The sequence below is a fragment of the Permianibacter aggregans genome (assembly GCF_009756665.1).
Taxonomy (GTDB): domain Bacteria; phylum Pseudomonadota; class Gammaproteobacteria; order Enterobacterales; family Permianibacteraceae; genus Permianibacter; species Permianibacter aggregans.
Genome location: NZ_CP037953.1, coordinates 3,832,600 through 3,859,438 on the forward strand (window position 1 = coordinate 3,832,600; position 26,839 = coordinate 3,859,438).

The 26,839-nt window shown below is 48.3% G+C and carries 27 protein-coding genes; 26 read left to right on the top strand and 1 reads right to left on the bottom strand.

What is annotated here, in order from left to right:
* Window positions 1-71: 71 nt before the first annotated feature.
* From cmk to wecB (E2H98_RS17305), 7 genes are all read left to right on the top strand, one after another.
* A complete protein-coding gene (gene cmk / locus E2H98_RS17275) occupies window positions 72-761 on the top strand; it encodes a (d)CMP kinase (RefSeq protein ID WP_133586951.1) in 690 nt (229 codons plus the stop codon).
* A gap of 274 nt (window positions 762-1,035) precedes the next feature.
* Window positions 1,036-2,709: a 30S ribosomal protein S1 gene (rpsA, locus tag E2H98_RS17280; RefSeq protein ID WP_133586952.1), complete on the top strand. Its 1,674-nt coding sequence runs from the start codon at window positions 1,036-1,038 to the stop codon at window positions 2,707-2,709.
* Between the two features lie 334 nt (window positions 2,710-3,043).
* Window positions 3,044-3,370, top strand: coding sequence for an integration host factor subunit beta (gene ihfB, locus E2H98_RS17285; RefSeq protein WP_133586953.1), 327 nt, complete (start codon window positions 3,044-3,046; stop codon window positions 3,368-3,370).
* A gap of 30 nt (window positions 3,371-3,400) precedes the next feature.
* A complete protein-coding gene (locus E2H98_RS17290; protein WP_232475511.1) occupies window positions 3,401-3,694 on the top strand; it encodes a LapA family protein in 294 nt (97 codons plus the stop codon).
* 13 nt (window positions 3,695-3,707) lie between these two features.
* Window positions 3,708-4,868, top strand: coding sequence for a lipopolysaccharide assembly protein LapB (gene lapB / locus E2H98_RS17295; protein ID WP_133586955.1), 1,161 nt, complete (start codon window positions 3,708-3,710; stop codon window positions 4,866-4,868).
* Window positions 4,869-5,143: 275 nt separating this feature from the next.
* Complete coding sequence (pyrF, locus tag E2H98_RS17300) at window positions 5,144-5,845, top strand: orotidine-5'-phosphate decarboxylase (protein WP_133586956.1); 702 nt, start codon at window positions 5,144-5,146, stop codon at window positions 5,843-5,845.
* 45 nt (window positions 5,846-5,890) lie between these two features.
* Entirely contained in the window at window positions 5,891-7,003 is a 1,113-nt protein-coding gene (gene wecB, locus E2H98_RS17305) for a non-hydrolyzing UDP-N-acetylglucosamine 2-epimerase (protein ID WP_133586957.1), read from the top strand.
* A 254-nt stretch (window positions 7,004-7,257) separates the two neighbouring features.
* Here wecB (E2H98_RS17305) and E2H98_RS17310 read toward each other — a convergent pair whose 3' ends face one another.
* A complete protein-coding gene (locus E2H98_RS17310) occupies window positions 7,258-7,509 on the bottom strand; it encodes a SemiSWEET transporter (protein ID WP_198325167.1) in 252 nt (83 codons plus the stop codon).
* A 367-nt stretch (window positions 7,510-7,876) separates the two neighbouring features.
* Here E2H98_RS17310 and E2H98_RS17315 point away from each other — a divergent pair, with 367 nt between their 5' ends.
* The 19 genes from E2H98_RS17315 to E2H98_RS17405 all read left to right on the top strand — a co-directional run bounded on the left by E2H98_RS17315 (window position 7,877) and on the right by E2H98_RS17405 (window position 26,838).
* On the top strand, window positions 7,877-8,191 hold the full coding sequence (locus E2H98_RS17315; protein WP_133586959.1) for a ComEA family DNA-binding protein: 315 nt from the start codon (window positions 7,877-7,879) through the stop codon (window positions 8,189-8,191).
* 140 nt (window positions 8,192-8,331) lie between these two features.
* Complete coding sequence (locus E2H98_RS17320) at window positions 8,332-9,771, top strand: mannose-1-phosphate guanylyltransferase/mannose-6-phosphate isomerase (protein ID WP_133586960.1); 1,440 nt, start codon at window positions 8,332-8,334, stop codon at window positions 9,769-9,771.
* Between the two features lie 83 nt (window positions 9,772-9,854).
* A complete protein-coding gene (gene wecB, locus E2H98_RS17325) occupies window positions 9,855-10,958 on the top strand; it encodes a non-hydrolyzing UDP-N-acetylglucosamine 2-epimerase (RefSeq protein ID WP_133586961.1) in 1,104 nt (367 codons plus the stop codon).
* A gap of 44 nt (window positions 10,959-11,002) precedes the next feature.
* Window positions 11,003-12,058 carry a dTDP-glucose 4,6-dehydratase gene (rfbB, locus tag E2H98_RS17330; RefSeq protein WP_133586962.1) on the top strand — a complete coding sequence of 352 codons (1,056 nt, stop codon included), beginning with the start codon at window positions 11,003-11,005 and terminating at the stop codon, window positions 12,056-12,058.
* Window positions 12,055-12,957 carry a dTDP-4-dehydrorhamnose reductase gene (rfbD, locus tag E2H98_RS17335; RefSeq protein WP_133586963.1) on the top strand — a complete coding sequence of 301 codons (903 nt, stop codon included), beginning with the start codon at window positions 12,055-12,057 and terminating at the stop codon, window positions 12,955-12,957. Before rfbB ends, rfbD begins: the two co-directional genes overlap by 4 nt.
* The gene (gene rfbA, locus E2H98_RS17340) at window positions 12,954-13,838 is read left to right on the top strand and encodes a glucose-1-phosphate thymidylyltransferase RfbA (RefSeq protein ID WP_133586964.1); all 885 of its coding nucleotides are present in this window, start codon (window positions 12,954-12,956) and stop codon (window positions 13,836-13,838) included. Before rfbD ends, rfbA begins: the two co-directional genes overlap by 4 nt.
* Window positions 13,835-14,407 (top strand): dTDP-4-dehydrorhamnose 3,5-epimerase, encoded by a 573-nt coding sequence (gene rfbC / locus E2H98_RS17345; RefSeq protein ID WP_133586965.1) that lies wholly within the window; start codon window positions 13,835-13,837, stop codon window positions 14,405-14,407. The genes rfbA and rfbC overlap by 4 nt, the downstream gene beginning before the upstream one ends.
* Window positions 14,408-14,427: 20 nt before the next feature.
* The gene (locus tag E2H98_RS17350; RefSeq protein WP_157591439.1) at window positions 14,428-15,207 is read left to right on the top strand and encodes an ABC transporter permease; all 780 of its coding nucleotides are present in this window, start codon (window positions 14,428-14,430) and stop codon (window positions 15,205-15,207) included.
* A gap of 3 nt (window positions 15,208-15,210) precedes the next feature.
* Window positions 15,211-15,960, top strand: a complete 750-nt coding sequence (locus E2H98_RS17355) for an ABC transporter ATP-binding protein (RefSeq protein ID WP_133586967.1) — start codon at window positions 15,211-15,213, stop codon at window positions 15,958-15,960.
* Between the two features lie 11 nt (window positions 15,961-15,971).
* Window positions 15,972-16,673 carry a sugar phosphate nucleotidyltransferase gene (locus E2H98_RS17360; protein ID WP_157591440.1) on the top strand — a complete coding sequence of 234 codons (702 nt, stop codon included), beginning with the start codon at window positions 15,972-15,974 and terminating at the stop codon, window positions 16,671-16,673.
* Between the two features lie 23 nt (window positions 16,674-16,696).
* Entirely contained in the window at window positions 16,697-17,290 is a 594-nt protein-coding gene (locus E2H98_RS17365; RefSeq protein WP_133586969.1) for a D-sedoheptulose-7-phosphate isomerase, read from the top strand.
* A 17-nt stretch (window positions 17,291-17,307) separates the two neighbouring features.
* Window positions 17,308-18,246, top strand: coding sequence for an NAD-dependent epimerase/dehydratase family protein (locus tag E2H98_RS17370; protein WP_133586970.1), 939 nt, complete (start codon window positions 17,308-17,310; stop codon window positions 18,244-18,246).
* Window positions 18,247-18,254: 8 nt separating this feature from the next.
* Window positions 18,255-19,451: an L-2-hydroxyglutarate oxidase gene (lhgO, locus tag E2H98_RS17375; protein WP_133586971.1), complete on the top strand. Its 1,197-nt coding sequence runs from the start codon at window positions 18,255-18,257 to the stop codon at window positions 19,449-19,451.
* Between the two features lie 20 nt (window positions 19,452-19,471).
* The gene (locus tag E2H98_RS17380) at window positions 19,472-21,454 is read left to right on the top strand and encodes a hypothetical protein (RefSeq protein WP_133586972.1); all 1,983 of its coding nucleotides are present in this window, start codon (window positions 19,472-19,474) and stop codon (window positions 21,452-21,454) included.
* Window positions 21,454-22,587 (top strand): hypothetical protein, encoded by a 1,134-nt coding sequence (locus tag E2H98_RS17385; protein WP_133586973.1) that lies wholly within the window; start codon window positions 21,454-21,456, stop codon window positions 22,585-22,587. The genes E2H98_RS17380 and E2H98_RS17385 overlap by 1 nt, the downstream gene beginning before the upstream one ends.
* Window positions 22,584-23,537, top strand: a complete 954-nt coding sequence (locus tag E2H98_RS17390; protein ID WP_133586974.1) for a GDP-L-fucose synthase family protein — start codon at window positions 22,584-22,586, stop codon at window positions 23,535-23,537. The genes E2H98_RS17385 and E2H98_RS17390 overlap by 4 nt, the downstream gene beginning before the upstream one ends.
* 97 nt (window positions 23,538-23,634) lie before the next feature.
* The gene (locus tag E2H98_RS17395; RefSeq protein WP_133586975.1) at window positions 23,635-24,396 is read left to right on the top strand and encodes an NAD-dependent epimerase/dehydratase family protein; all 762 of its coding nucleotides are present in this window, start codon (window positions 23,635-23,637) and stop codon (window positions 24,394-24,396) included.
* Window positions 24,397-24,402: 6 nt separating this feature from the next.
* Window positions 24,403-25,818, top strand: coding sequence for a hypothetical protein (locus E2H98_RS17400; RefSeq protein ID WP_133586976.1), 1,416 nt, complete (start codon window positions 24,403-24,405; stop codon window positions 25,816-25,818).
* 36 nt (window positions 25,819-25,854) lie between these two features.
* Window positions 25,855-26,838, top strand: a complete 984-nt coding sequence (locus tag E2H98_RS17405) for a GHMP family kinase ATP-binding protein (RefSeq protein ID WP_133586977.1) — start codon at window positions 25,855-25,857, stop codon at window positions 26,836-26,838.
* Window position 26,839 lies beyond the last annotated feature (1 nt).

Here is a 26,839-nt window from a genome sequence, read left to right on the forward strand (position 1 = left end):
GCGCGCATTTCTACGGGCACCGGCAATTCCCGGTCGGTGCATTAGCCAGTAGCCAACTCGAGGATCAGGCGATGACCAAAGCAGTTCCCGTCATAGCCATCGACGGACCCGGCGGGTCCGGCAAAGGCACCATAGGACTGATGGTCGCCAAAGCGTTGAAATTCCATTTTCTCGATAGTGGCGCGCTCTATCGGTTGGTGGCCCTGGCCGCCAAGCATCACGGCATTTCAACCGACAATGAAGAAGCGCTGACGGTGTTGGCCGGGCACATGGACATCGCGTTCGGTGCCGGCAAGCATGGCGAGCCGCGGGTCTACCTGGAAGGGGAGGATGTCAGCAACGACATTCGCACCGACGAAGTCAGTCAGATGGCCTCGCAAGTGGCTGCCAGCGGCTCGGTGCGTGAAGCCTTGTTGGCGCGGCAACGCGATTTTCGCCGCGAGCCTGGCTTGGTCGCCGACGGCCGCGATATGGGTACGATCGTCTTCCCTGAAGCCGAAGTGAAGATTTTCCTGACCGCCAGCGCCGAAAAACGGGCCGAGCGGCGCTTCAAACAGTTGCAGGGCATGGGCGAGAGCGCTAGTATTGGCGACCTTTTGACCAGCATCCGTTCGCGTGACGAACGCGATCGCAATCGCTCGGTGGCGCCGTTGCGCCCGGCTGATGATGCGATTGAAGTCGACAGTTCCGAATTGAACATCGAACAAGTGCTGGAAAGTGTGCTGCAAGTCGTGCGCGACAAGCTGCCCCACTTGAAGTAGTAAACGAACCAACAGGGTTCGTGGGAACAACAATAAAGGCTGCGCCGGTTGAAAAGACCGCCGCGGCTTTTGCGCTTTTTAATGAAGGCTGGATTTATCGTTTTTGAAGCGACTGGCCAATAGAATTCTGCACCGATGCCAACCCATCGGGCAGTGGGTGGTCTCCTTCATGGAGTGAAGAGGACCTTTGTTTAACAAGCCATGAAGTCGGGACGACTCTCGTGTTTTGTAAAAGTCGGCAATACCTTCTGTATTGCTATTTAGGACAACCGCAATGAGCGAATCATTCGCACAACTTTTTGAAGAATCCTTAGCTTCCGTCGAAATGCGTCCGGGCGCCATCGTCCGTGGCGTGATCATGGACATCGGCTCGGAAATGGTCACCGTACACGTCGGCCTGAAATCCGAAGGTGTGATTCCTACCGAGCAGTTCAAGAATGAAGCCGGTGAAATCGATGTCAAAGTCGGCGACGTCGTCGACGTAGCGCTTGAAGCCGTCGAAGACGGTTACGGCGAGACCCGTCTGTCTCGCGAAAAAGCCAAGCGTATGGAAGCCTGGATCGACCTGGAAAAAGCGTTCAACGACAGCGCTACGGTCATGGGTATTATCACTGGCAAAGTCAAAGGTGGCTTCACGGTCGACATTCAGACCATCCGCGCCTTCTTGCCAGGTTCGCTTGTTGATGTGCGTCCGGTGCGTGACACGACCCACCTCGAAGGTCGTGACCTTGAATTCAAAGTTATCAAGCTTGACCAGAAGCGCAACAACGTTGTCGTTTCCCGTCGTGCCGTTATCGAATCCGAAAGCAGTGCCGAGCGCGATGCGCTGCTGGCCAACCTGCAGGAAGGCATGGAAACCAAGGGTATCGTCAAGAACCTTACCGATTACGGTGCGTTCGTCGATCTCGGCGGTATCGATGGTCTGTTGCACATCACCGACATGGCGTGGAAACGCGTCAAGCATCCGTCGGAAGTGGTCAACGTTGGCGACGAAATCCAGGTCAAAGTGCTCAAGTTCGACCGCGAGCGTAACCGCGTATCGTTGGGTCTGAAGCAAATGGGCGAAGATCCGTGGGAAGCCATTGCTGCCCGTTACCCGGCCGGCGCCCGCCTGCGCGGCAAAGTGACCAACCTGACCGATTACGGCTGCTTCGTGGAAATCGAAGAAGGCGTCGAAGGCCTGGTGCACGTTTCCGAAATGGATTGGACCAACAAGAACATTCACCCATCGAAAGTCGTTACCCTGGGCGAAGAAGTCGAAGTCATGGTGCTGGAAATCGACGAAGAGCGTCGCCGCATCAGCCTCGGCATCAAGCAGTGCCAAGCCAACCCATGGCAGACCTTCGCTGCGACCCACAACAAGGGCGACCGCGTTTCCGGCAAGATCAAGTCGATCACCGATTTCGGTATCTTCATCGGTCTGGATGGCAACATCGATGGTCTGGTTCACCTGTCTGACATCAGCTGGAACGAGACTGGCGAAGAAGCGGTCAAGAAATACAAGAAAGGCGACGAAGTTGACGCCGTTGTATTGTCCGTTGACGCCGAGCGTGAGCGCATTTCCTTGGGTATCAAGCAAGTCGAGAACGATCCGTTCGCGAACTACTTGGCTGCCCACGGTAAAGGTACTATCGTTTCCGGCACCGTTACCGCCGTTGACGCCAAAGGCGCAACGATGGACCTCGGTGAAGGCGTTGAAGGCTACATCCGCGTTTCCGAGTTCACTCGTGAACGTGCTGATGACGCCACCAAGCTGACCAATGTTGGTGACACCATCGAAGCCAAATTTGTTGGTGTTGATCGCAAGAACCGCGTGATCTCCCTGTCCATCCGCGCCAAGGATGAGCATGAAGAAGCCCGCGCCATTGCTGAACACAGCAAAGACGACGAAGTCACCACCGCAACGTTGGGTGATCTGATCAAGCAGGCTAAAGCCGGCCGCGATTAAGCTCTCGCTTCGTTTCAACACAAAACCGGCCCCGCGCCGGTTTTGTGCTTTTAGGTTTTTGATCCCCCTCCTGTGCAAGGAGGGGCTAGGGGTGGTTGGCTTTCCGAAGTTGCTGAACCGGAATAAAAAGCCAGTAAAATCATTTAGTTAAATTAAATCCTTAAAGTCCCATACTAAAAAAATCCCGAGAAAACCAAACCAAATCAACCGTCTATCGGCCAAAACCCAGTACTTGCTACAAAAATGTGACCTAAGTTGTTGATACCGGGTGCATTTTTCTGAAAGCTGATACATAATCCCTGCAACACCTCTGCGAAAGGGACAGGGTAGCCGGATGACAAAATCCGAACTAATCGAGCGGCTTGCCAGTCAACAAACCCAATTGAGTGCCAAGGATGTCGAACTGGTCGTCAAGACTTTGTTGGAGCATATGGCGCAATCGCTGGCCTTGGGTGAACGCATAGAAATTCGTGGTTTCGGCAGTTTTTCCCTGCATTATCGCGAACCTCGCGTCGGTCGCAATCCGAAAACCGGCGAGTCGGTTATGCTCGACGGCAAATACGTGCCACACTTCAAACCGGGCAAAGAACTCCGCACCCGGGTCAACGACAGTGATGTGGCGATCAGCGCCTTTACCAATGACGATGATGACGAGGACTAAGCTTTGAAACAGGCGCTGCTTTTGATTTTCGTGATAATCCTGCTGGTCGCCGGCTGGATGTTCTCGGCAGCCAATGGCGATGACGTCACCGTGCGCTATCTGGTCGGCGAACAAACTGGCCGCCTGTCTTACTGGTTACTCGGCTGTTTTCTGATCGGTTTTCTGGTTGGTGTGGTCTACTGCGGTTGGGGCCTGGTCAAGGCTCGCTGGAGTAACCGTCGCCTGCGCGACAAACTGGCCCAGCAGGAAAAGGAAATTCAACGCCTGACCGGCCAGCTGAGCACTCATACAACCACATTACCCGCTGCCGAACAGGACAGCTGAACACAGGATTCTGATGGGAATGATTCCCGCCATCATCGGCCTCATTTTCGCCGCACTACTGATTTTCTATGCCGGCAAGCAATTCGGCAAAAAACGCCAGTCACGTAAATCGGCGGAAACGGCCCGCCGTTATTTCAAGGGCTTGTCCTATGTGCTGAATGAGGAGCCGGACAAGGCCATCGATCTGTTCGTTGAGCTGATCAAAGTCGATAACGACACCGTCGAAACCCATTTTGCCCTAGGCAATCTATATCGTCAGCGCGGCGAAACCGAACGCGCCATTCGCATTCATCAGAATATTTATAACCGTCCGGCGCTACCGGAGGCGCACCGAAGCCACGCCCAATATGAACTGGGACTCGATTACTTTCAGGCAGGAATACTCGATCGGGCTGAAACGATTTTTTCTGAGCAACTGAAAGACAATTTTTATCGCCAGTCGGCGCTGAAAATGTTGTTGCAGCTTTACCAGAAAACCAAGGAATGGGACAAAGCCGTCGCCGTCGCCAGCGAGCTGCGGCGCGAGCTACCTACCGACTTCGTGCCGGTGCTGGCGCACTTTTACTGTGAACTGGCCGAGAATCATCTGGCCAAGCGTCAACCTGATAAGGCCCTGGCAATGTGCGCCGCGTCACTGGAAGTTGACGGAAAAAATGTTCGAGCCAACCTGATTGCTGCTCAAGCGCATGTACTTCATGGTGAACGCGATGCGGCGCGCGATAGCTTGCGGGCCATTCTGCAGCAAGATCCGACGTTATTCTCTGAAGCTATTCCCATGCTGGCCGATGTTTGCGAAAACCCGGATCAGCAAGAGGCGTTGCTGACGGAAGCGATAAGGGCCGGCGCTGGCGCTTCATCGGTGCTGGCGCTGGCTGAAAAGAAACGCCAGACTCTGGGTGATCGGGCTGCAGGGGAGTTCCTGATCGCTCAACTGAAAACCCGCCCCAGCCTGAGAGAGCTGCATCGTCTGGTTGAGCTGCATGTCGCTAATGCCAGCGGTAGCACCAAGGAAAGCCTGCAACTGCTCAGTGAGGTTTTGCTGCGGCTCAATAGCGAAGCCCATCGTTTTCACTGCCAACGCTGTGGTTTTCATGGCTCGCAAATGTATTGGCGTTGCCCGACCTGCAAAACCTGGAATTCGGTAAAACCGGTGACCGGGATTGTGGGAGAATAAACGGCCGGAGTTGCTGTTCCGAAAGCGTCTCTGGAAACACGCTTAAAAACGTTGTGGAAATAGCCCATGCCGTTGAATCTTGATGATTCACCGTCGGAACCCAAGCCTGCCGGACCGGGATGGTGAGCTCTCCGCTGTCAGGGATTGTGCGAATGAATTCGCACCTACCGGTCGTAGGTCCGGATTCATCCGGACAAGATTGTCTGAGGTAGATTCAGGCAAAAATGGTTCGGGACGATTTCGCTGGACCAACGCTAACTGAAAACGAAATGCAAATGACCAATTCAACTGACCCAAAAATCATTGTCGCGCTCGACTTCGAACAAGAGTCGCAAGCGCTGCAACTGGCCGATAAACTGGACCCGAAATTGTGCCGATTGAAAGTCGGCAAGGAGATGTTCACCAAGTTCGGACCTGCGCTGGTTAATGCGATTCATCGGCGCGGCTTTCAGGTTTTTCTCGACCTTAAATTTCACGATATCCCGAACACAGTCGCTGGCGCTGTTAAATCCGCTGCTGAACTTGGTGTCTGGATGGTCAATGTTCATGCATCCGGCGGTCCGAAGATGATGACTGCCGCGAAAGAGGCGCTGCTGCCGTACGGCAATCAGGCTCCCTTGTTGATCGCCGTGACGGTGTTGACCTCAATGGACCAACTGCAGCTGGAAGCGATCGGCATCGATGTGCCGCTGGAACAGCAAGTCATCCGCCTGGCGAAGCTGACCAAGCAATGCGGCCTTGATGGCGTCGTCTGTTCCGCTCGCGAAGTGCAAATGCTTCGGCAAGCAGTAGAAGGCGAATTCTGTCTGGTAACGCCTGGCATTCGCCCTGCTGGTGCCGCGCTCGGTGATCAGGTTCGAGTGATGACACCGGCAGAAGCGATGCAAGCTGGCAGTTCCTATTTGGTCATTGGTCGGCCAATTACCGGCGCCAGTGATCCGCTCCAGGCGCTGCAATCCATTCACAGCGAACTTTGATTCACGTTTCACTTTTTGGCTTATAAGCATCAGGAACAAAAACTTATGAAGATCATGCTGGTATTTGGCACCCGTCCAGAAGCAATCAAGATGGCGCCGCTGGTGCATATACTGAAAGCCGACCCGGCATTCGACGTTAAAGTCTGCGTTACTGCCCAGCATCGCCAGATGTTGGATCAAGTGCTGGAGCTGTTCGACATTCAGCCGGATTTTGATTTGAACCTGATGAAGGCTGGTCAGGATCTCACTGATATTACGTCGTCCGTTTTGATTGGTTTGAGAGACGTATTCAATCAGTGGCGCCCAGACCGGATTCTGGTCCACGGCGACACCACGACTACGCTTGCTGCGACGATGGCGGCGTTCTACGCGAAAATCCCTGTCGGCCACGTTGAAGCGGGTTTGCGTACCGGCAATCTCTATTCGCCTTGGCCGGAGGAAATGAACCGCAAAGTCACAGGCGCCATCGCCGATTTGCACTTTGCGCCAACGCCCTCATCCAGACAGAATTTGCTGCGCGAAGGCGTTGATGAAAAGCACATTCATGTCACCGGCAACACCGTTATCGATGCGCTGTTCCGTGTGGTGAAAAAGCTTGGCGGCGATACTGAACTGTGCGCCAAAGCTCATGCCAGCCTGCCAGCGCTGCCGACCGATAAAAAACTGGTGCTGGTTACCGGACATCGTCGGGAGAATTTCGGGCAAGGCTTTGAGAATATTTGCCATGCATTGAAAGCCATTTCCGAACGAGACGACGTGATTATCGTTTACCCGGTGCACTTGAATCCCAACGTGCAGGAGCCGGTGCGCCGTATCCTCGGTGATGCTCCTAACGTCATGCTGATCGCGCCACAGGATTACCTGCCATTTATCGCGCTGATGCAGAAGGCTTATTTAATCCTGACCGATTCAGGTGGCATTCAAGAAGAGGCGCCAAGCCTTGGCAAACCGGTGCTGGTCATGCGTGATACTACTGAACGGCCAGAAGCAGTCGATGCCGGCACCGTCAAGTTGGTTGGCACCGACCGCGACACCATCGTCAATGCCGCAATGAAATTGCTTGATGATCCGGAGAGTTATCAGGCGATGAGCAAAGCCCAGAACCCTTATGGGGATGGCAAAGCCTGTCAGCGCATTGCCGAAATTTTGAAGCATTAATGAAATGGTTTTAGCACGGTGCGAATGAATTCGCACCTACCTCGGAGAACGTGGCAGTTGTAGGTGCGTATTCATACGCACTGTTTTCTCGACGCGGGACTGGGTGTGATTGAATGGAGTCCGAATAAATTTGACCCAACCGGTGTTCGCCGGTCGATTCATTTGTGGGGTAGGTCCGGATCCATCCGGACAAGGCTGTCTTAAGCCAATGACCAAATGGACTGTCTGAGTCCTTTCAGCTTTACCAAACAGCCCTAGCCATACCGCAACTTCATCACCAGCACTGAACCGGCGAGGGTAAGCGTAAGCCCATTGGCGACCATCATCGGCCAGTTTCCGATCAGAACCCCATAAACCAGCCATAGCGCCACACCGGTGACGAACACCAAATACATGCTAAGCGAAATCGCCTTGGTATCTCGCGTTTGCCAGGCCCGGAAGACCTGAGGCAGAAAAGAAAATGTTGTGCAACACGCCGCTAAATAGCCAATAAAATCCCCATCCATCAATCTTTACCCTCGAGCACATCGAACAGCATCCATCTTACAGTGGTGCTTTAGTCTGCGAATGCTCCTCCCCGCTGAAAGCATACGAATTCAATTCGCTGATGAGTCGTAGGTGCGAATTCATTCGCACAGAGTCGACAAAATCTGGCTCGTCATCGCAAGCAACAAATGCTTTCGGCGATTAGCAATGGGCGTCTCACTGGGAAAACTCCCTGGGCCTTTGTGAGAAAAAGCTGAATCCATGTAAGTCGTACTTTTCCCTTGGTTTGCTGTGCCATAAAGTGCGCGCCGTGCACTGATGCACGAACCTCGATGGTCAAGGATTCAAAGACCAGCGAAACGGACTTCTTACTCAAAGGAACGAATCATGAAACTCATCAACACCGTATGTGCCGTTGTTTTGTCTCTGTTGGCTTGCTCAGCCATGGTTTCGACAGCCCAAGCCAAAGAAAGCACCGCACCGGCCAGCGTGGAACAAAAACAAGCCGAGAAAGTGAACCTGAATACCGCCGATGCCAAGCAAATCGCCAAAACCATGAAAGGCATTGGCCTGAAGAAAGCCGAAGCCATCGTCGCTTTCCGCAAGGCCAATGGTCCATTCAAGAACTTGGAAGACTTGCTGCGCATCAAGGGCATTGGTGCCGCGACACTGGCGAAAAACGCCCATGTCGTGACACTTTGAGACTAATCAGGTGAGAAGGGCGCCAATCGGCGCCCTTTCTTTTGGTGCTTTACCGGTTTTGCTGTCAGCTTTCTTTCCACTTCGCTATTCAAATTTGTTATAGTCGCGCCCTGCCTTCAGGGACTGACGGAGCGACGCAAATGGAGCTGCAACCTGTAATTCTTTCTGGCGGTGCCGGAACCCGGCTTTGGCCACTATCCCGCGAGCTTTACCCGAAACAGCTTATTCCCTTGTTGGGTGAGAAGAGCCTGCTGCAACTGACTATTGTGCGGTTGCGCGGTGCATCGTGGCCAGCCACGGTTCAGCCAGCGCTGATTATCGCCAACCAGGAACACCGCTTCATGATTGCCGAGCAGTGCCGGCAATTACAGGAATCCGCCCGCATTATTCTGGAGCCCTGCGGTCGCAATACTGCGCCGGCAGCTACCGTTGCCGCGCTGGCCGTCGACAAGCCAGCCGAAACCTTGCTGCTTATTTTGCCCGCCGATCATGTGGTGAAAAACGTGCCGGCATTCCATCAGGCCATTGCCACAGCAATACCCATTGCTTCGGAAGGCCAGGTGGTCATGTTCGGAATTGTTCCGGATTGCCCGCACACTGGTTACGGCTACTTGAAAGTCGACTCGAACGACGGCAAGCCGCAGCCGATCGCCGAGTTTGTCGAGAAACCTGATGTCAAGCGAGCCGAGGCCTTTCTTCAACAGGGCGGGTATTACTGGAACAGCGGTATGTTCCTGGTGCGGGCCGATGTCTGGCTGAAAGCCGTTGAAACCTTGCAGCCCGCGATGCTGAACGCCGCCAAAGAAGCATTGAACAGTGGCAAGCAGGATCTGGATTTCACCCGCCTGGATGAAGCCGCGTTCGCGGCCTCGCCATCCGACTCCATTGACTACGCCGTCATGGAACATCTCGCTGAGCTTGGCAAGACAACCCGGGGCATCATGGTGCCTATGGACGCCGATTGGTCGGACTTGGGGGCATGGCCATCCATCGCTGAACAATTCCCAGCCGATGAACATAACAATGTCAGCAAAGGCGATGTCATGCTGGAAGCCAGCGAAAACTGCCTGGCCTGGTCGGAAAGCCGCTTGCTGGCACTGGTTGGCGTCAAAGATATCATCGCTGTCGCTACCCCGGATGCGGTGTTGGTCGCTCACAAAGATCAAGCCCAGTCAGTCAAGCAAATCGTTGAGCGCCTGAAAGGCTCCAATCGCTATGAAGCGACATTGCACCGCAAGGTTTACCGCCCATGGGGTTCCTACGAAGGTGTCGATGAAGGCGAGCGCTTCCAGGTCAAGCGCATCTGCGTCAATCCCGGCGCGACCTTGTCGTTACAGAAGCACTTTCATCGTGCCGAGCACTGGGTAGTGGTAACCGGGACCGCTGAGGTAACCCGAAACGACGAGGTATTTCTGGTCACCGAAAACCAGTCGACGTTCATTCCGCTCGGCGCCACACACCGACTGAAAAACCCCGGCAAAGTCATGCTGGAAATGATCGAGGTTCAGTCCGGACCTTATCTCGGCGAGGACGATATCGTGCGAATGGATGATGTTTACGGCCGCCAGGGCCAACAATAGTTCTCCCTCGCCCCTTGTGGGAGAGGGCTGGGGAGAGGGGGCTCCTGCTTCCTAACGTTTCAGCAAACTTCAAGATTCAAAAAATGACCTCAACGTCCAAAATGATTTACTTGGTCGCCGGTGCGCGGCCCAACTTTATGAAAATCGCCCCGATCATCCGGGCCATCCAAAAGCATCAAAACGAGCTTTCGTACAAGCTCATTCATACCGATCAGCACTATGACAAAGCCATGAGCCAAGTCTTTTTTGAGGAGCTGGGCATCCCGGAACCAGATTTTCACCTCGGTTGTGGCGGTGGCACCCACGCCGTGCAGACGGCCAAAATCATGGTCGAGTTTGAGAAAGTCTGCGTTGCTGAAAGGCCGGATTGCTTATTGGTGGTTGGTGATGTGAACTCCACGCTGGCTTGCTCCATCGTCTCGAAAAAGCTGGGTATACGCGTCGCCCATGTGGAAGCTGGGCTACGAAGCGGTGATATGTCCATGCCGGAAGAAGTCAATCGCATTGTTACTGACTCGATTTCGGATTGGTTTTTTGTCACCGAACCTTCGGGAGAGGCCAATTTGTTGGCCGAGGGAAAACCGAGAGAGAACGTCTTTCACGTCGGTCACGTCATGGTCGACAACCTCTACTACCAGATGGCGCGGTTGGACGCTGTTGCAGACAAGCTTGAAACCACAGCCCTGAAGCGGAAGCTGGGTAAATACGGCGTCGTCACTCTGCATCGGCCAGCAACCGTCGACAATCCGGTGCTGCTGAAGTCTGTATGTCAGGTTTTGGACGAGTGTGCCGAAACGCTGCCGCTGGTTTTCCCTGTCCATCCGAGAACCAGAAACTCGTTAAACCGAATGGACTTTAAGTTCAGCGAATACGTTCACCTGATTGAACCACAGAGCTATATGGCTTTTTTGAACCTGTGGAAGGACGCCCAACTGGTTTTGACCGACAGTGGGGGCTTGCAAGAAGAGACTACCGCTGCAGGCGTATCGTGCCTCACGCTCAGAGACAACACGGAGCGACCGATAACGGTCGAGCAAGGCACCAATACGGTTGTCGGTACGGATTGTGATAATATTCGCAGCCATTTTCGGCGGGTTCTTGCCTCCGAAACGCAGGGCGCTAAACCCGAGCTATGGGATGGTCAGAGTTCGGACAGGATCGTCCAACACTTGATACGCCTGATCTAGGCAGTCACCTCAAAAGGTACTTAATTAAATTTGGTGGGAAAGCCATGATTCTAGTAACAGGCGGTGCAGGGTTTATTGGTTCGAATTTTGTATTGGATTGGCTGGCAAACAATGATGAGCCTGTCGTCAATCTCGATGCACTGACCTACGCAGGTAATCTCAGCAATCTTGAGAGTTTAAGTGGTGACGCACGTCATATTTTTGTTCAGGGTGATATCGGCGATGGCAAACTGGTCGGTGAATTGTTAGCTAAATATCAGCCTCGAGCAGTGATCAATTTTGCCGCGGAAAGCCATGTTGACCGATCCATTCATGGCCCTGAAGATTTCATCCAAACCAATATCGTCGGCACATTCCGTTTGCTGGAGTCAGTTCGCGCCTATTGGAATGGTCTGAGCGAGGCGGACAAGCAAGAATTCCGTTTTCTTCATGTTTCAACCGATGAAGTCTACGGTTCGCTTGAAGCCAATGACCCCGCTTTCAAAGAAACCAATCAATACCAGCCAAATAGTCCTTATTCCGCATCGAAAGCCGCATCAGATCATTTGGTTCGTGCTTATCATCATACTTATGGCATCCCGGTACTCACCACCAACTGCTCCAATAACTATGGTCCCTACCATTTTCCGGAGAAGTTGATTCCATTGTGTATCCACAATGCCTTGGCGGGAAAACCATTGCCGATTTATGGTGACGGCAAACAAGTTCGCGACTGGCTCTACGTTAAAGACCATTGCTCAGCCATTCGTCGCGTGCTCGAGGCGGGCAAACTCGGTGAGACCTACAACGTCGGTGGTTGGAATGAAAAAGCCAATATCGAGGTAGTGAACACACTTTGTCATTTGCTTGATGAATTACAACCAAGAATAGATGGCGAGAGCTATAAAACCCAGATCACCTTTGTCAAAGATCGGCCCGGGCACGACCGTCGTTACGCCATCGATGTCACAAAGCTCGAAAAAGAGCTGGGCTGGAAGCCGGCGGAGACGTTCGAAACCGGAATTCGCAAAACGGTTCAGTGGTATCTGGATAACCAGGGATGGGTGAAAAACGTGACCAGTGGCGCGTATCGCAACTGGCTTGAGAAACAGTACCAATGAGAATTTTGCTGCTCGGTAAAAATGGCCAGGTAGGCTGGGAACTGCAACGAACGTTGAGCCCACTTGGTGAAGTCATCGCCATGGGCCGTGAACAGGCTAATTTTTTAGCTCCTGAATCACTGCACGAGCTGGTTAGTCACTGCAAGCCCAACTGGATCGTTAACGCCGCTGCCTATACCGCAGTCGACAAAGCCGAATCCGATCAGGAAGCGGCGTTTAAGGTAAACGCGGAGTCGGTAGAAGTGTTGGCGCAGCAAGCCAAACGCATTGGCGCCAAGCTAGTGCACTATTCGACGGATTACGTATACGACGGCACCAAGCCTGGCACCTACCTTGAAACTGATGCTGTCAATCCTGTTTCGGTGTACGGCAAAAGCAAGCTCGCAGGTGAAGAAGCAATTCGTGCCGCTGGCTGTGAACACTTTATCTTTCGAACCAGCTGGGTGTTCGCTGCCAGGGGCGGAAACTTTATCAAGACCATGCTTAGACTGGCTGCAGAGCGGGAGCAGTTAAAGGTGGTTGCAGACCAGTTTGGTGCACCAACCAGTGCAGAACTGATCGCAGACGTTACCGCGCATTGTATTCAGTCCGCCGAAAATGGTTTGACCGATGCTTGGGGCACATATCACCTGGTCGCAGGAGGCGAGACTTCATGGCATGGCTACGCCTGTCATGTCATTGAAGGCGCACTGGCGCGTGGTGTCGCGCTGGCGATAAAACCTGAATCCGTTATGCCCATTACTACAGAAGAACTTTCGGCGTTCGCTATCCGCCCAAAAAACTCAAGGTTGCTCACAAAAAAAATGGAGACCATATTCAAATTGCAGATGCCGAATTGGCAATTTAATGTTGACAGAGTACTCGATGAGATCATTGTCAACGGCGTGGAGAGACTATGAAAAGGAAAGGAATCATCCTTGCGGGTGGGGCCGCTACACGCTTGCATCCATCCACCTTATTCATTAGCAAACAATTGCTACCGGTTTACGACAAACCAATGGTGTATTACCCGCTCAGCACATTGATGCTTGCAGGTATACGCGACATTCTGATTATTTCCACACATCAGGACATTCCGCGTTTTCAGCAGTTATTGGGTGATGGTCGAAGCTGGGGGATTAATCTATCCTACGCCGTGCAGCATTCCCCTGACGGGCTGGCACAAGCATTCCTGATTGGTGAGCAATTTATTGGAAATTCGCCGTCGGCGCTGGTACTGGGCGACAATATTTTTCACGGTCATAACTTTCAAGAGCAATTAACTACAGCAAATGACCAGAAAGAGGGGGCTTTGATTTTCGCATACCATGTTCATGACCCGGAGCGTTATGGCGTTGTAGAGTTTGATAAAAATGATCGGGCTATAAGCATTGAGGAAAAGCCTCGTAAACCTAAGTCAAATTACGCGGTAACAGGTCTTTATTTTTATGATCAGCAAGTCATTGATATAGCAAAAAGTTTGCACCCATCTGCTCGGGGGGAGCTGGAAATAACAGATCTGAATCGAACTTACCTTGAGCGTGGAAAACTGCGCGTAGAGTTATTGGGCAGAGGTTGCGCGTGGTTGGACACAGGAACTCATGATTCTTTACTTGATGCGGGTCAGTTTATAGCAACGATAGAACGGCGGCAGGGCTTAAAAGTCTCGTGCCCGGAGGAAATTGCGTACCGAAATGGCTGGATAAGCGCTGAAGAGTTAGAACAACTCGCGCAACCTTTGATGAATAATCAATATGGACGCTATTTGCAAAGGATTTTGACCGAGAAAGTCTTTTTATGAACATTGTTAAACTGGATATTCCTGAAATTATCGTTTATGAGCCGAAGGTTTTTGACGATGAAAGAGGCTGTTTCTTTGAGAGTTTCAACCAAAAAACACTCGAGGGGGTAATCGGTCGAAAGCTTGAGTTTGTTCAGGATAACTACTCAGTTTCCAAGCGTGGGGTAGTTCGGGGATTTCATTTTCAGCTACCTCCCATGGCGCAAGGAAAGTTAGTGCACGTTGTTCGAGGTGAGGTTTTGGATGTGGTGGTTGACGTTAGACAAAGCTCACCAAGCTTTGGACGGTGGACAAGTCAGCTTTTGACTTCTGACAACAGAAAGCGTATGTGGATTCCAGAGGGGTTTGCTCATGGCTTTTTGGTGATTTCGGAGGTCGCTGAGTTTAACTATAAGGTCACCAATTTCTATTGTCCCGAGAAAGAGGTCACGCTTTCCTATTCTTGTATCGACTTGGATTGGAGGCGGTACTTACCAATAGGTGTTGAGCTGTTGGTAAGCGATAAAGACAAGATGGGTGAACAGCTTGATGTGCTTGTTTCAAGCGAAAGAGTGTTTGCACAAAATTAGCCGTGATTCGGAAGTTTAAAGTGAGCAAATTGAGTAAAGATATTTCTCTGGCTATTAGGTCATATCATTTGTGGGGCTATTTGTCTTGGCAAGACATTCGGCTGCGATATAGGCGGTCAAAGATCGGCCCACTTTGGATTACTTTAAGTATGGCACTTTTCTGTTTGGCGCTCGGATTTGTTTATAGCAAACTATTCAATGCCGATCTAAAGGAGTATTTGCCATTTTTGTCGTTTGGTTACATCGCTTGGTCTTTTGTTTCAGGCCTAACTACAGAGATGCCGAATATTTTTGTAGATAGTTCAGCCTACTTTAAAGATATAAGGCTTAACCCTCTTGTTGTGATAGCTAGAGCATTTTCCAGGGCAACGATAATCTTTGCTCATAATCTTATAATTGTTGTTGGAATTTGGTTTTACTTCGACATGTTCCCCGGCTGGAACCTTTTACAGATTTTTCCGAGTCTAGCATTGGTTGTTTGCAATTTGTTTTTCATTGGCGTGTGTTTGGCAATTGTCGGTGCAAGGTTTAGAGATATTGCCCCAATAGTTCAGAGTTTAGTTCAGATTGTGTTCTTTATTACGCCTATTTTTTGGTTTCCACGATTGCTGCCAGAAGGAAGTCTAATTATTCACCTGAACCCGTATGGCTACTTTGTTGATTTAATTCGATCACCACTATTGGGGCAGAGTGTAGCTTTCGATACGTGGGTTGCTTCGGTTCTGGTTTTGTTTTTGAGTGCGTTCGCCGCTTCGTGGCTATATAGAGCGAAATCCGCAAGAATTCCTTTCTGGGTGTGAATCATGGCGAAGATAATTGTAAAAAACTTAACGCTTGACTACCCCATCGTAGGAGTATCCAGTCGCTCACTAAAGAACAGAATTATTGGTGCGGCTACAGGAGGGATGGTTTCCGGCGGAGAGTCAGTCCGGGTTGTTAGAGCATTGAATAATGTTAACTTCGAATTGAACGACGGCGATCGGCTTGCGTTAATTGGTCACAACGGTGCGGGTAAGTCAACGTTGTTAAGAGTTTTGGCAGGAATATTTGAGCCTTCCTTCGGATCGGTTTCAGTTTCGGGAAGAGTGGTTTCGACGTTGAATTTGAATTTGGGGATGGAAAGCGAAGCTACTGGTATTGAGAATATTGTCAGTAGAGGATTGTTGTTAGGAATGCCTAGAGCTGAGATCAATTCGCATCTCGAAGAGATTGCCTGTTTCACCGAACTTGGCGAGTTTCTTGATATGCCAGTTCGAATTTATTCATCAGGAATGTTGACTCGATTAGCGTTTGGCACGGTGACTGCCATGCAAGCCGATGTACTCTTGATGGATGAGGTAATTGGTACGGGTGACGCATCATTCATGGATAAGGCAGAGAGAAGGTTAAACGCCTTTATGCAGAACTCAAAAATTTTGGTGCTTGCTTCGCATTCTGAGAGTGTGCTGAAAAAGTTCTGCAACAAGGGTTTGTTGTTAGACCATGGAAATCAGGTACGCTTTGGTGAAATAGGCGAAGTAATCGCGGAATACGAGAAGGTAAGATCAAGATGATACATTCCGACGTGAAATCGTTGATTATACTGGCAGGAGGCCTAGGTACTCGTCTGCGATCCGCCGTAGCGGACAAGCCTAAACCATTAGCTCCAGTTGCCGGTAAACCGTTTATCGACTATTTGATCGAGAGATGGGCCAAGCTAGGTTTTAGTAGTATTACTTTGTCAGTGGGTTACTTGGGCGATATGATTGAGCAATACGCGCAGTGTAGCCCTCACAGTTCAATTTTGCGAATCGTTCATGAGGCCACTCCATTGGGGACTGGAGGAGCTATTCGCCATACCTTAGTTGAATTGTCTGATGATGAAGAGTGGGTTTTGGTAGCGAATGGCGATACATGGTTTCCTTGTGAGCCAGATAAGCTTGCATCGGTTTCAAATAGGCATGGTTATCCAATCGTTGTCGCGGCCACCACGGTTACGACCAACGATCGCTACGGTAGTATCCGTGTGGGCGAAAACCAGTCAATAAGCAGATTTTCAGAACCTACTAACGGTGATGACATAATAAATGCAGGCATATATTTGCTTAAGCGTAGCTATTATCTGGAAGCCACGGCCGAATTTAACGGGCCGTTCTCGTTTGAGCGAGACGTACTAGTGTCTCAAGCACAAATGGGAAAGGTCGGCGTATCCATACAAAACGGCCTTTTTATTGATATCGGTATTCCGAGCGACTTTAAAAGGGCTCAATCTCTGTTTTTGAAATGAATTAATAAAGGTAGGAGAATGTTATGTTGAACTACAAGTCGTTGCTAAGTCAGAACGTGCAAGATTCAATACACGCCAAGAAATCAATTTTGGAAGACAGCACGTTGCTGGATAACTTTAACGCGGCGACAGAGTGTCTTGTCGAATGTTATAAGCGAGGAGGTCGGCTGTATATCGCTGGAAATGGAGGGTCGGCTGCGGACTCTCAACATCTTGCTGCCGAGTTTGTGAGTAAGCTTGCTCGAGACCGAAACCCGTTACCGTCCGAGGCTTTAACGACAGATAGCTCAATTTTAACCGCTATTGGTAATGATTACGGATATCAGTATGTGTTTTCTCGGCAGTTACAAGCGAAGCTGCAACCAAACGACGTTTTTTTGGCAATTACCACCTCTGGTATGTCTCAGAACATTGTAGAAGCACTGAACGTGTGCAAAGAAAAAAATGTCAAGTCCATTTTGTTAACTGGTCGTGATGGCGGTCGGTGCGCAGAAATTGCAGACTTTAACTTGATTGTGCCTGGTACAAAAACTAGTACCATCCAGGAGCTGCATATCGTTCTCGCTCACACCATGTGTGAGGCGGTTGAAACAAAGATGTTCTTTGAAAATACCTAATTTAGGGGAGTAAGTAAATGAGTCTTCAAATTCTTGTGACGGGTGGTGCGGGCTATCTCGGTTCGATTATGGTTCCGGACCTGCTTTCTCTAGGGCACAAAGTAACGGTCATCGACAACTTCATGTATGAGCAGAATAGTCTTGCTCATGTATGTGCCAATGAGCATTTTGACATCATTCGCGGTGATATTCGTGATGAGTCGTTGATGAAGCAAAAGCTTTCAAAAGCTGATGTAGTCATTCCATTGGCGGCATTGGTTGGCGCGCCTATCTGCAAAAAAGATCCCGTTGGTGCAACCACAATTAACCACGACGCAGTTTTGATGATGTTAAAGCATGTTGGTCGTCAACAGATGATTTTGATGCCAACGACAAACAGTGCATATGGTTCTGGCGATAAAAATAATTTTTGTACTGAGGAGTCTCCATTAAATCCCGTATCAAAATATGCCAAAGACAAAGTCGAGATTGAGAAAGCATTAATGGAACATCCGAATGCGATCAGCTTTCGCTTAGCAACAGTTTTTGGTATGTCGCCTAGGATGCGTCTGGACTTGCTTGTCAACGACTTTACATACCGAGCCGTAAACGATCGTTTTGTTGTGCTCTTTGAAAGTAGTTTCAAGCGCAATTATATTCATGTAAGAGACGTCAGTCGCGCCTTTCAGCATGGCATCAAGAATTTTGAGACAATGAAAGGACAAATCTACAATGTAGGATTGTCCGAGGCAAACGTATCTAAGCGTGAGCTATGCGAAACAATTAATAAATATGTTCCGGACTTCGTTTTCCTGGATGCTCCGGTAGGAAAGGACCCGGACCAAAGAAATTATATTGTCTCCAATGAAAAAATTGAAAGAACCGGATACAAACCAGCACACTCACTAGATTCTGGTATAAAGGAGCTCATTAAGGGATATAGCATGATCAGAAATACTCGGTATGGGAACGTGTGATCATCTCAATGAATTCCACATTTGATTATATCATCGTTGGGGCCGGCATAGTCGGCCTCAGCGTTGCCAGAGAACTTAGATTCCGGCAGCCAACCGCGCGCATTCTTATTATTGAGAAAGAATCTGGCCTGGGTTTTCATGCGAGTGGCAGAAACAGTGGCGTGATGCACTGCGGTATTTATTACGGAACCGATACCCTGAAAGCAAAGGTTTGCGCAGAAGGCGCCAAACGGATGATTGCTTATGCTCAGCAAAATAGTATTGCGGTTGAGCAAGCAGGAAAGGTTATTCTTGCCAGCAGTGATGAGCAGTTACCCATCGTTGAACGCTTAATGACCAATGCAAGGGAAAATGGCATTCACGCTGAACGGATTGGATTAGACCGGTTGAAACAATTGGAGCCCGCCGCTGCTGAGGGGGCTGCGATATTCTGCAAAGACACGGCTGTAATTGATAGTAAGGCAGTGCTTAAGCATTTATGTAATGAACTGATGACGCAAGGCGTAGTGTTTGAATTTGATTGCGAGTTTCAGCGAAAGATTACGAACGGTGTTATTCGAACCAGCAAAGGAAAGTTTAGTTACGGTAGATTGATCAACTGTGCTGGTGCTTATGCTGACCAGGTCGCCAAGTCATTTGGGCTGGCAGAAGATTATGCATTGGTGCCTTTTAAGGGCATCTATTGGAAGCTGAGTGACAAGGCTAATCATTTAGTGAGGTCAAATATTTATCCTGTGCCAGATATTTCACTACCGTTTCTCGGTGTTCACCTAACCAGAGTGGTGAGTGGTGACGTATATGTTGGTCCGACGGCTATCCCTGCACTCGGAAGGGAAAATTATGGCATTCTTCGCGGGAGCAAGTTCTTTGAGGCTTCAACGATTGGCTTCAGGCTTGCGAGAATGTATTTGGAAGACAAGAATAACTTCAGAAAGTTGGCGCATCTGGAGATGGGGAAATACTTCAAACGGAACTTCCTTTCCGCTGCTCAAAAATTGGTGCCGTCTTTGACTCTTGAGGATTTTGTTCCAACCGAAAAGTGCGGGATCCGTCCTCAACTCATTAATAAAAGAACTGGGAAGCTTGAGATGGATTTTATGCTTGAAAGTACTCAAGACTCAGTGCATGTTTTGAATGCAATATCTCCGGCGTTTACGAGCGCATTTAGTTTCTCCGAGTTCGTGGTTGAAAGAGCCAAAGGTTAAAGTTGTTTCGGAAGAGTATAATGAAAAAGTTTATCTTGATTGACCATTCTATTAAAGACTCAGGAGGTCACCATCTAGAGTATGCTGCCAGAGTCTTGAGGGCGGCAAAGGCGGAAGGGTTTGAGACCGTACTTGCAACCAATAAGGTGGCGGATATTGGTGTGATTGAAGATGTCGATTCTATTAAGCCTGTATTCACGTACACGTTCTGGGAGAATTTTAGAAGTGAGTCGATACGGTCCGTTGTAAAAGGTGGGTTTATACTAGAACATCTTCGCAATTTTGCTTCGCGTTTAAAATACTCATTCTTGTTCACTGATATCGGTTTTTCAGTAATTGCTTTGAAGGAAGGCTTTGGGTTAAGAGAGATATTGGAGCGTTACTCATCGGGTTTTTCCGGAAGGAGTATTTCGGTTGTTTCTATTTTAATTGCATGGGTTTTGACGCGCCTAGAATTTGTTGTTCTAAAAGTCGAGAAAAAGCTTTCATTCTTTGGGCGCTTATACGAAAGAACTAAAAGGGTTTTAAAATTATTTACGTTGCTTTTTGCTGCACTAGTTCTATCACCTATTCTTATTTTCGTGGTTCTAGTGGGGCTGCGGCGCGTGTCAAAGCGTAGACAACATTATGTGGATACGTTTTTAGCGGATCTTAGGAATATGGAGGCCGTAACATGCGTGAATGACGGCGATGTTATTTTTATTCCAACGCTAGGAAACCCGGAATTACTCGGATGTGCCGAATTTATTCGGGCAACAAATAAAAAATTTTCATGGCATTTTTTGTTTAGAAGAAACATTTTCGAGAAACGAGAGCCCTCCTATTCTGAGGAGATGCAGAGGAATTTCACGTTGGCTCATGTATTGAGTCACACAAGAAAAGATCTGAGAGAGGCAAACGCTTTCTTTTACACAGATACTGATGCATTAACAGAGCAGTACAATAGGTTTGGCGTCTTTGATTTCAAAACGCTTCCAATCCCTCATGATGAGAGCTTAATAAGAACAAAGAGTCTTGATGGAGCTGATGGGGTTATTAGGGTTACCTATCTCGGTGATGCAAGAGATGAAAAAGGATTTCAGCTTTTGCCAAAGCTCGTCGATGACATGTTTTCTCTTGACTCATTTTCAAGGCGTATTTCGTTTGTTTTCCAGAGTAACTTTAATACCAAATTAGGTGAACCTGAAACAAGGGTTGCGAAATCAGAGCTTTCTCATTGGGATTGTGCGAGAGTCAACTTAATTGAAGGGCCGTTTGGTAGCGATGTTTATAATAAACTTATTTGTGATTCAGATATATTGCTGATTCCATATAACGCAAGAAATTATTACGCAAGAAGCTCGGGGGTATACGCCGAAGCTAGAGTAGCTGGAGTGCCATTTGTAACGGCAGATAAATCATGGATGTCGCAAGAGTTGCTCCAGGAGCGTAACTCGCATTTCTCGGATTGCGTGAGTAAATTTCACGTTCGTACTTTGTATCGTTTTGATGGAACTGAAAAGCGTGCAAAGTTAACGCTTAATGGTTTAAGGACCGATTCATCTCCCATTATCATTAAGGTCGTGCAAAAGTTTCCTAAGCCGGGAGTGTTTCTTGATATTTCGAGGCAGTCAACAGGAGAGCCTTGTGAACTGGCAAAACGTTTTTTACAAACTTCGACAGTCGATTTGAGAGCGCTGGAGTCGTACTGTTTAATTCGGGCGAATGCTACCCATGGTTGCGAGTTAAGTTTGCACGTAGACTTTGGCGATGGAAAACCTGTTGAGTATGATAAGTCAGAGTTTAGCGACATTGAGCTCTTTGTCATCGAGCTCCAAAATAACGACGAAATTACAGACTCGTTTTGTGGGGCAACCTACGTGAATGATGATGATTTCACGCTTGCAACACTTGAGGTTTTGAATAAGTACTCGCTCTATGAGAAACAGGCAAAAACTTCCTCGATTCGATGGGCTTCGTTACATTCGGCTAGAACTCTAGTTCGTGTACTTGGGGAAGCTTGATGTCAAAAAATGTAGTCACCATTTCTGATACTGTTGTTGGGTACGGATCCCCACAAATACTTGATTTTACGCGATCCATGTCCGAGACCACGGGAGGGCGTTCTATATTGGTTCAGCCGCTCGTTCCACAAAGGCCAGTGTTGAAGACCGATGAACGATACACTGTTATTGAGACGGTGCCAACCGCGTGTCACCCATATTCTTTTCTGGGAAGGCAGGAGTATCTTTCTGAATGTGCCAAGATTGTGAATGCAGAAAAGCCACGAGTCTTAATCATAACAAACTATATTTTGTTTGACATTTTCGAACAACTTAAACATAAGCCACGCATAGTGATCCATCTTGCTCTTGAAGATTTAGAGCCTATTCTGGCTGGTGAGTTTCCAGAGCAGCGGTTGCGGCGTCTCAAGCATCAAGCAAAGAATGTCGGAATTTGGTTATTTCCAGAGCGTAATCGCGCAGTACATGATTGTCAGATTCTTGGTATTCCATACGATAAGATTCACATCTTTTATAACGTTGCCAACAGTGATTTTGATGAGCACTCAAAAAAGAGAAATGGTCGTCTAATCTATTCTGGGACATTGGATATTGAATTGTCAGTGGGGCGATATATTTTTGAACAGGAGCTTGCTCCTTACCCAATAGATGTTTACGGAGACTTGCAAGGCTCGGCTTCCTCTAAGTCCGCACTGAAATCCAACTTGAAATCCTTGGCAGCGCTTGGGAGCTCTAATAGTATACGTTGGTTCGGTCAAATTCCCGGTAAAAGATTGGACTCTATTTTACCCGAGTATACTTTCTCCATCGTGTTTTGGATGCCTGTAAGGCACGCGTTATTAAATGCTGCGCCTAACAAGTTTTTTCAAGCAATTGCAAACGGCGTTCCAGTAGTATCTGCTCCACATCCTCAGTGCAAGATGTTGATCGAGCGATATAATTGCGGAATTGTTTTGGATGGGTGGGAGAAGTCGAACTTTCTGAAAGGTGTGGAGGCGGCTACGTCGTTGGCTTCCAAGCCAGGGTATCAACAGCTAGTAGATGGTTGTCGCAAAGCAGTAGCGTGCGAACTTTCCTGGACAGTGCAGTTCGGAAGGTTCATTGCTAAGTTCAAGTTAGATGGTGATTTATGAAAGATCAGAAAGTTCTATGTACAGGTGCTACTGGGTTCTTAGGAAGGCACGTTGTAAGTGCGCTACAAGAGCGTTATGGTGAATCTAATGTCGTCTCGGTGTCGTCGAAAGACTATAATCTGCTCAACTTTTCAGATTGCCAGAAAATGTTGGTCGATACTAACCCTGGTATAGTTGTTCACTTGGCCGCTTACTCTGGAGGTATAGGCGCTAACAGAAAATACCCAGCGGATTTTTTCTTCAAAAACTCTTTGTTCGTGACCAATATGTTTGAGGCTGCGGCGAGGTTCGGCCTGAAAAAGCTGGTGTACACGATGGGGGGGTGCAGTTATCCTGCGAAAGCGACGTCGCCTATCGATGAGTCGCAAATGTGGAATGGTTATCCACAACAGGAGAGTGCAGGGTATTCAGTTGCAAAAAAAATGGGAATCGTTGCTTCGGAAAGCTATAGACAACAGTATGGTCTGAATTCTGTCGTTTTGATACCAGGAAATCTTTATGGCGAGTACGATAATTTTCGTACTGAAGAGTCGCATGTGGTGCCTGCGATGGTGCGTCGTTATTTCGAGACGAAACAACGTGGCGAAAAGTCAATTACGATGTGGGGGGATGGTAGCCCTGTCCGCGATTTCGCATACGCCGGCGATGTCGCAAAACTGATTCCGTGGTTTCTCGAGAACTACGATAGTAGCGAACCGGTTAACATTTCTTCAGGAACTGAAACTTCTATACGTTATCTCGCGGAAACCATCAAAGAGAAGATGGGCTGGGATGGAACGATTGAATGGGATACATCAAAACCCAATGGTCAGATGGTAAAGATCTTTGACGTAAAACGGTTAAACGCTCTAGGGCTTTCTTGTGACACCCCATTGAGTGAGGGGCTGGATAGAACCATCAAATGGTTTGAAAAAAATTACGCAGCTGCATCGGATGGCTTGCGTTTGTGAGTCATTGAGCGTTCAAGTTCGTTGCTGCCGGCATTGTCGGCAGCAGATTCTTGAATCAGATCCTGAACAGTAAATGCCTATTTTTGAGAGGAGCAACATGTACTATATTCTGGGTGGAAATGGCTTTGTCGGGTCTGCATATGCGAAACTTTTGGCTGAACTGAACTTGCCATTTCAGGTTATCTCTCGAGGTAACTATCAAAAATTTGTTGGCACGTCTTGTGATGTATTAATCAATGCCAATGGAAACTCGAAAAAGTTTCTTGGTAATACAGATCCTGAAAAAGAGTTTATAGAAAGCGTTCTCAGCGTAAGAAAGAGTTTAATTGATTTCAAGTTCAACAAGTATGTGTATCTTTCTACGAGTGATATCTATCCGGACTGCTCGAATGTCGAGCTGACACATGAAGATACGATTCCCGATGTGACTAAGCAAAGCACCTATGGATTTCATAAGTATCTCGCTGAGCAATGTGTTCGCCATTCCTCTAAGCGCTGGCTAATTGTGCGACAGGGCGGTTTTGTGGGTGAAGGGCTTAAAAAGAATGCCATTTATGACGTACTACATGGCGAGAAACTTTGGGTTAATCCAGAAAGTACGTTTCAGTTCATCAATACGCTTGACTCGGCGAGATGTGTATTGGAACTCATTAAGAGTGACATTAATAATGAGGTGGTCAACCTTACAGCAAAAGGCGTTATTTCCATTGCTCATGTCATGAAGCTTGCGAACCGTGAGATTCCAGGTGGTGAGGATGCAAAACCAGTGCACTACGAAATCTCAACAAAAAAAGTAGAGCAACTTGTTGAGCTGCCCACAACGATTGAAACGATTACTCGCTTTTTAGATGTGCATTAATATCTGATGAACGCACTGTTTAAATGGGTAGGATTGCTGGCTCCTCCGATAAGAAGAATTCACGCTCAACGCGATGAGTATGCACGCCGCCTTGAGGCGAATGCGCATCAAAATGAGCAGTTACGGACTAAGTTCGAGCAAGAGAACTCGATACTGTCAAATATTGCTCTTGGCTTGCGTGCAAAAATTGAGCAGATGGAACAAGCGGCTCGCGAACAAATAGAACGCGAAAGATGTCTTTTACAAGAGCGGAATCAGGCCAATGAAAAGATGGTTTCCATTGCAGAAGAGCGAGCGAAGTGTCAGAAAGAGCTTGACCTCCAGAAAACAGAAATCAATCAGCTGCGTCGCTTAGTAAAAAGCAAGCGTAGAACCATTTTAAAGTTTCGTAAAAGACTGACAAGCGAGCGTGAGCAGCATAAAGAGGCGCGCGCGATAGCATCCATTTACCAAAAAAAGTTGAGAGTTGCTGAAGCTCAAGTTCAAGGAATGATCCGGCTTTTACGAGAGGAGCGAGTTCATAATGCCGTGACATCAACTGGACAGTCTCGTGTGGCGTCGTTGTCCACGAGCTCAAATTTCGAGAGAAATCAGAGCTTACGAAAGCTTCATATTATAGGTTTCGCTCGATCTGGCACAACTATAACGATGGATATACTCAACTCCAGTCCCGATGTTTTTATTTTTAATGAATTGAATTTGCACGCGCTCAGACACGATATAACGGTATTTAGAGATTACGGCGGGGATAATTTTTTAGAACAGTTTCTGGCTAGAAAAATGGCTGAACTCCCGCAGCTGTATAAAGGAGCGATCGTACCTGATGTCATTGAAAGCTTTAGTACTCCAGATGAGCTGATAACGGCGTTAATGGGGCAGTTTCAGTATGTAGGGGATAAGATTGCCCTCGCAGCGAGGGATTTCTCTGGGCGTTCTGATATTGAGCTTATAGATGAGTTTGTTCGGAGAGAGCGCAACGCTACGCTGATCTTTTGCTTAAGGAAGCCAAGTGAAATTCTCTACTCTGTTTCAAAGATGTTTCCAGGGGCTAATATAGCAGAGTGGTTTGATTGTATTTGCCGATATATGAACTTGGCTTTAAGGGCGTTTTTACATTCAAATTCTGCAATGCTGGTTTTTCATGCGGGTATTAATTGCAAATTGATATCAGATCTTGAGACCGTGCTTGGCATCAATTGTCAAATAAGCATTAACGCTGTTGGTCGGAAATTTCAGCATAAATCCATTGATTACCCCTCAGAAATTAGTGAACGGTGTTGCGAGATCGATGTGAAGTTTATAGAACTTGAGAATCATCTTACTGCGGGAGAAATCGCGTTAGTTTTCTCTAGAACGGATTTTCTTGTAAAGAAAATAGCTGAATTTATACGTTTTTTGGAACAAATGGCGGACCTCAAATAAGTCCTCCGAGGACTGCTTAATTATTAGGATGAATCTATGATTATCTCTAGAACCCCATTTAGAATCTCTTTTTTTGGCGGTGGTACAGACTATCCCGGTTGGTACCTTAAAAATGGTGGAGCAGTGCTTAGTACGTCATTCGACAAGTACTGTTATATTACTTGCAGGGAACTGCCACCATTTTTTGATCATAAATATCGAATTGCCTATTCTCGTGTAGAAAATGCACTGACTGCGGATTCTATTGAGCATCCTGCAGTTCGCGCAGTTATTTCTCAAATGGAAATAAATGAAGGATTGGAAATTCACTGTGACGCAGATCTCCCGGCGCGCTCTGGCTTGGGATCGAGTTCCTCGTTTGTTGTGGGGCTATTAAATGCGTTAAAAGCTTACAAAGGTATCAGAGTTTCAAAACAGTGGCTGGCTAAAGAGGCAATACGCATTGAACAAGAGGTTCTTGCTGAAAGTGTTGGGTCACAGGACCAGACTGCGGCGGCCTTTGGGGGAATGAATGTTATTCATTTCGATCGAGATGGTGGAATACGAGTTGAACCAGTCATCTGCTCGAGAGATAGGGTAGAGCTTCTTAACGATCATCTTATGTTGTTTTTCACAGGATTTTCAAGAATCGCATCAGAAGTCGCAAAAGCGCAAGTTCAGAATATCTCAAAAAAAGAAGCCGATTTGCATCGGATGCGCACGATGGTTGATGAGGGCTTGGAAATACTGTGTGAGAATCGTGATATTAGAGAGTTCGGTGAGCTACTACATTTGGGCTGGACACTTAAGCGCGGCCTGTCTGAAAAGGTAAGTAATGATCAGATTGATGCTCTTTATGAACGCGCCCGAATTGCTGGTGCGGTTGGTGGCAAGTTGTTGGGGGCTGGCGCGGGGGGATTTATGCTGCTTTTTGTCGAGCCTTCGCGTAGAAACGAAGTTAAGGCTGCTTTGAGTGAGTTGATTCACGTTCCTTTTAGGTTCGAGAATTCAGGGGCTCAAGTAGTTTACTATCAGCCATAAA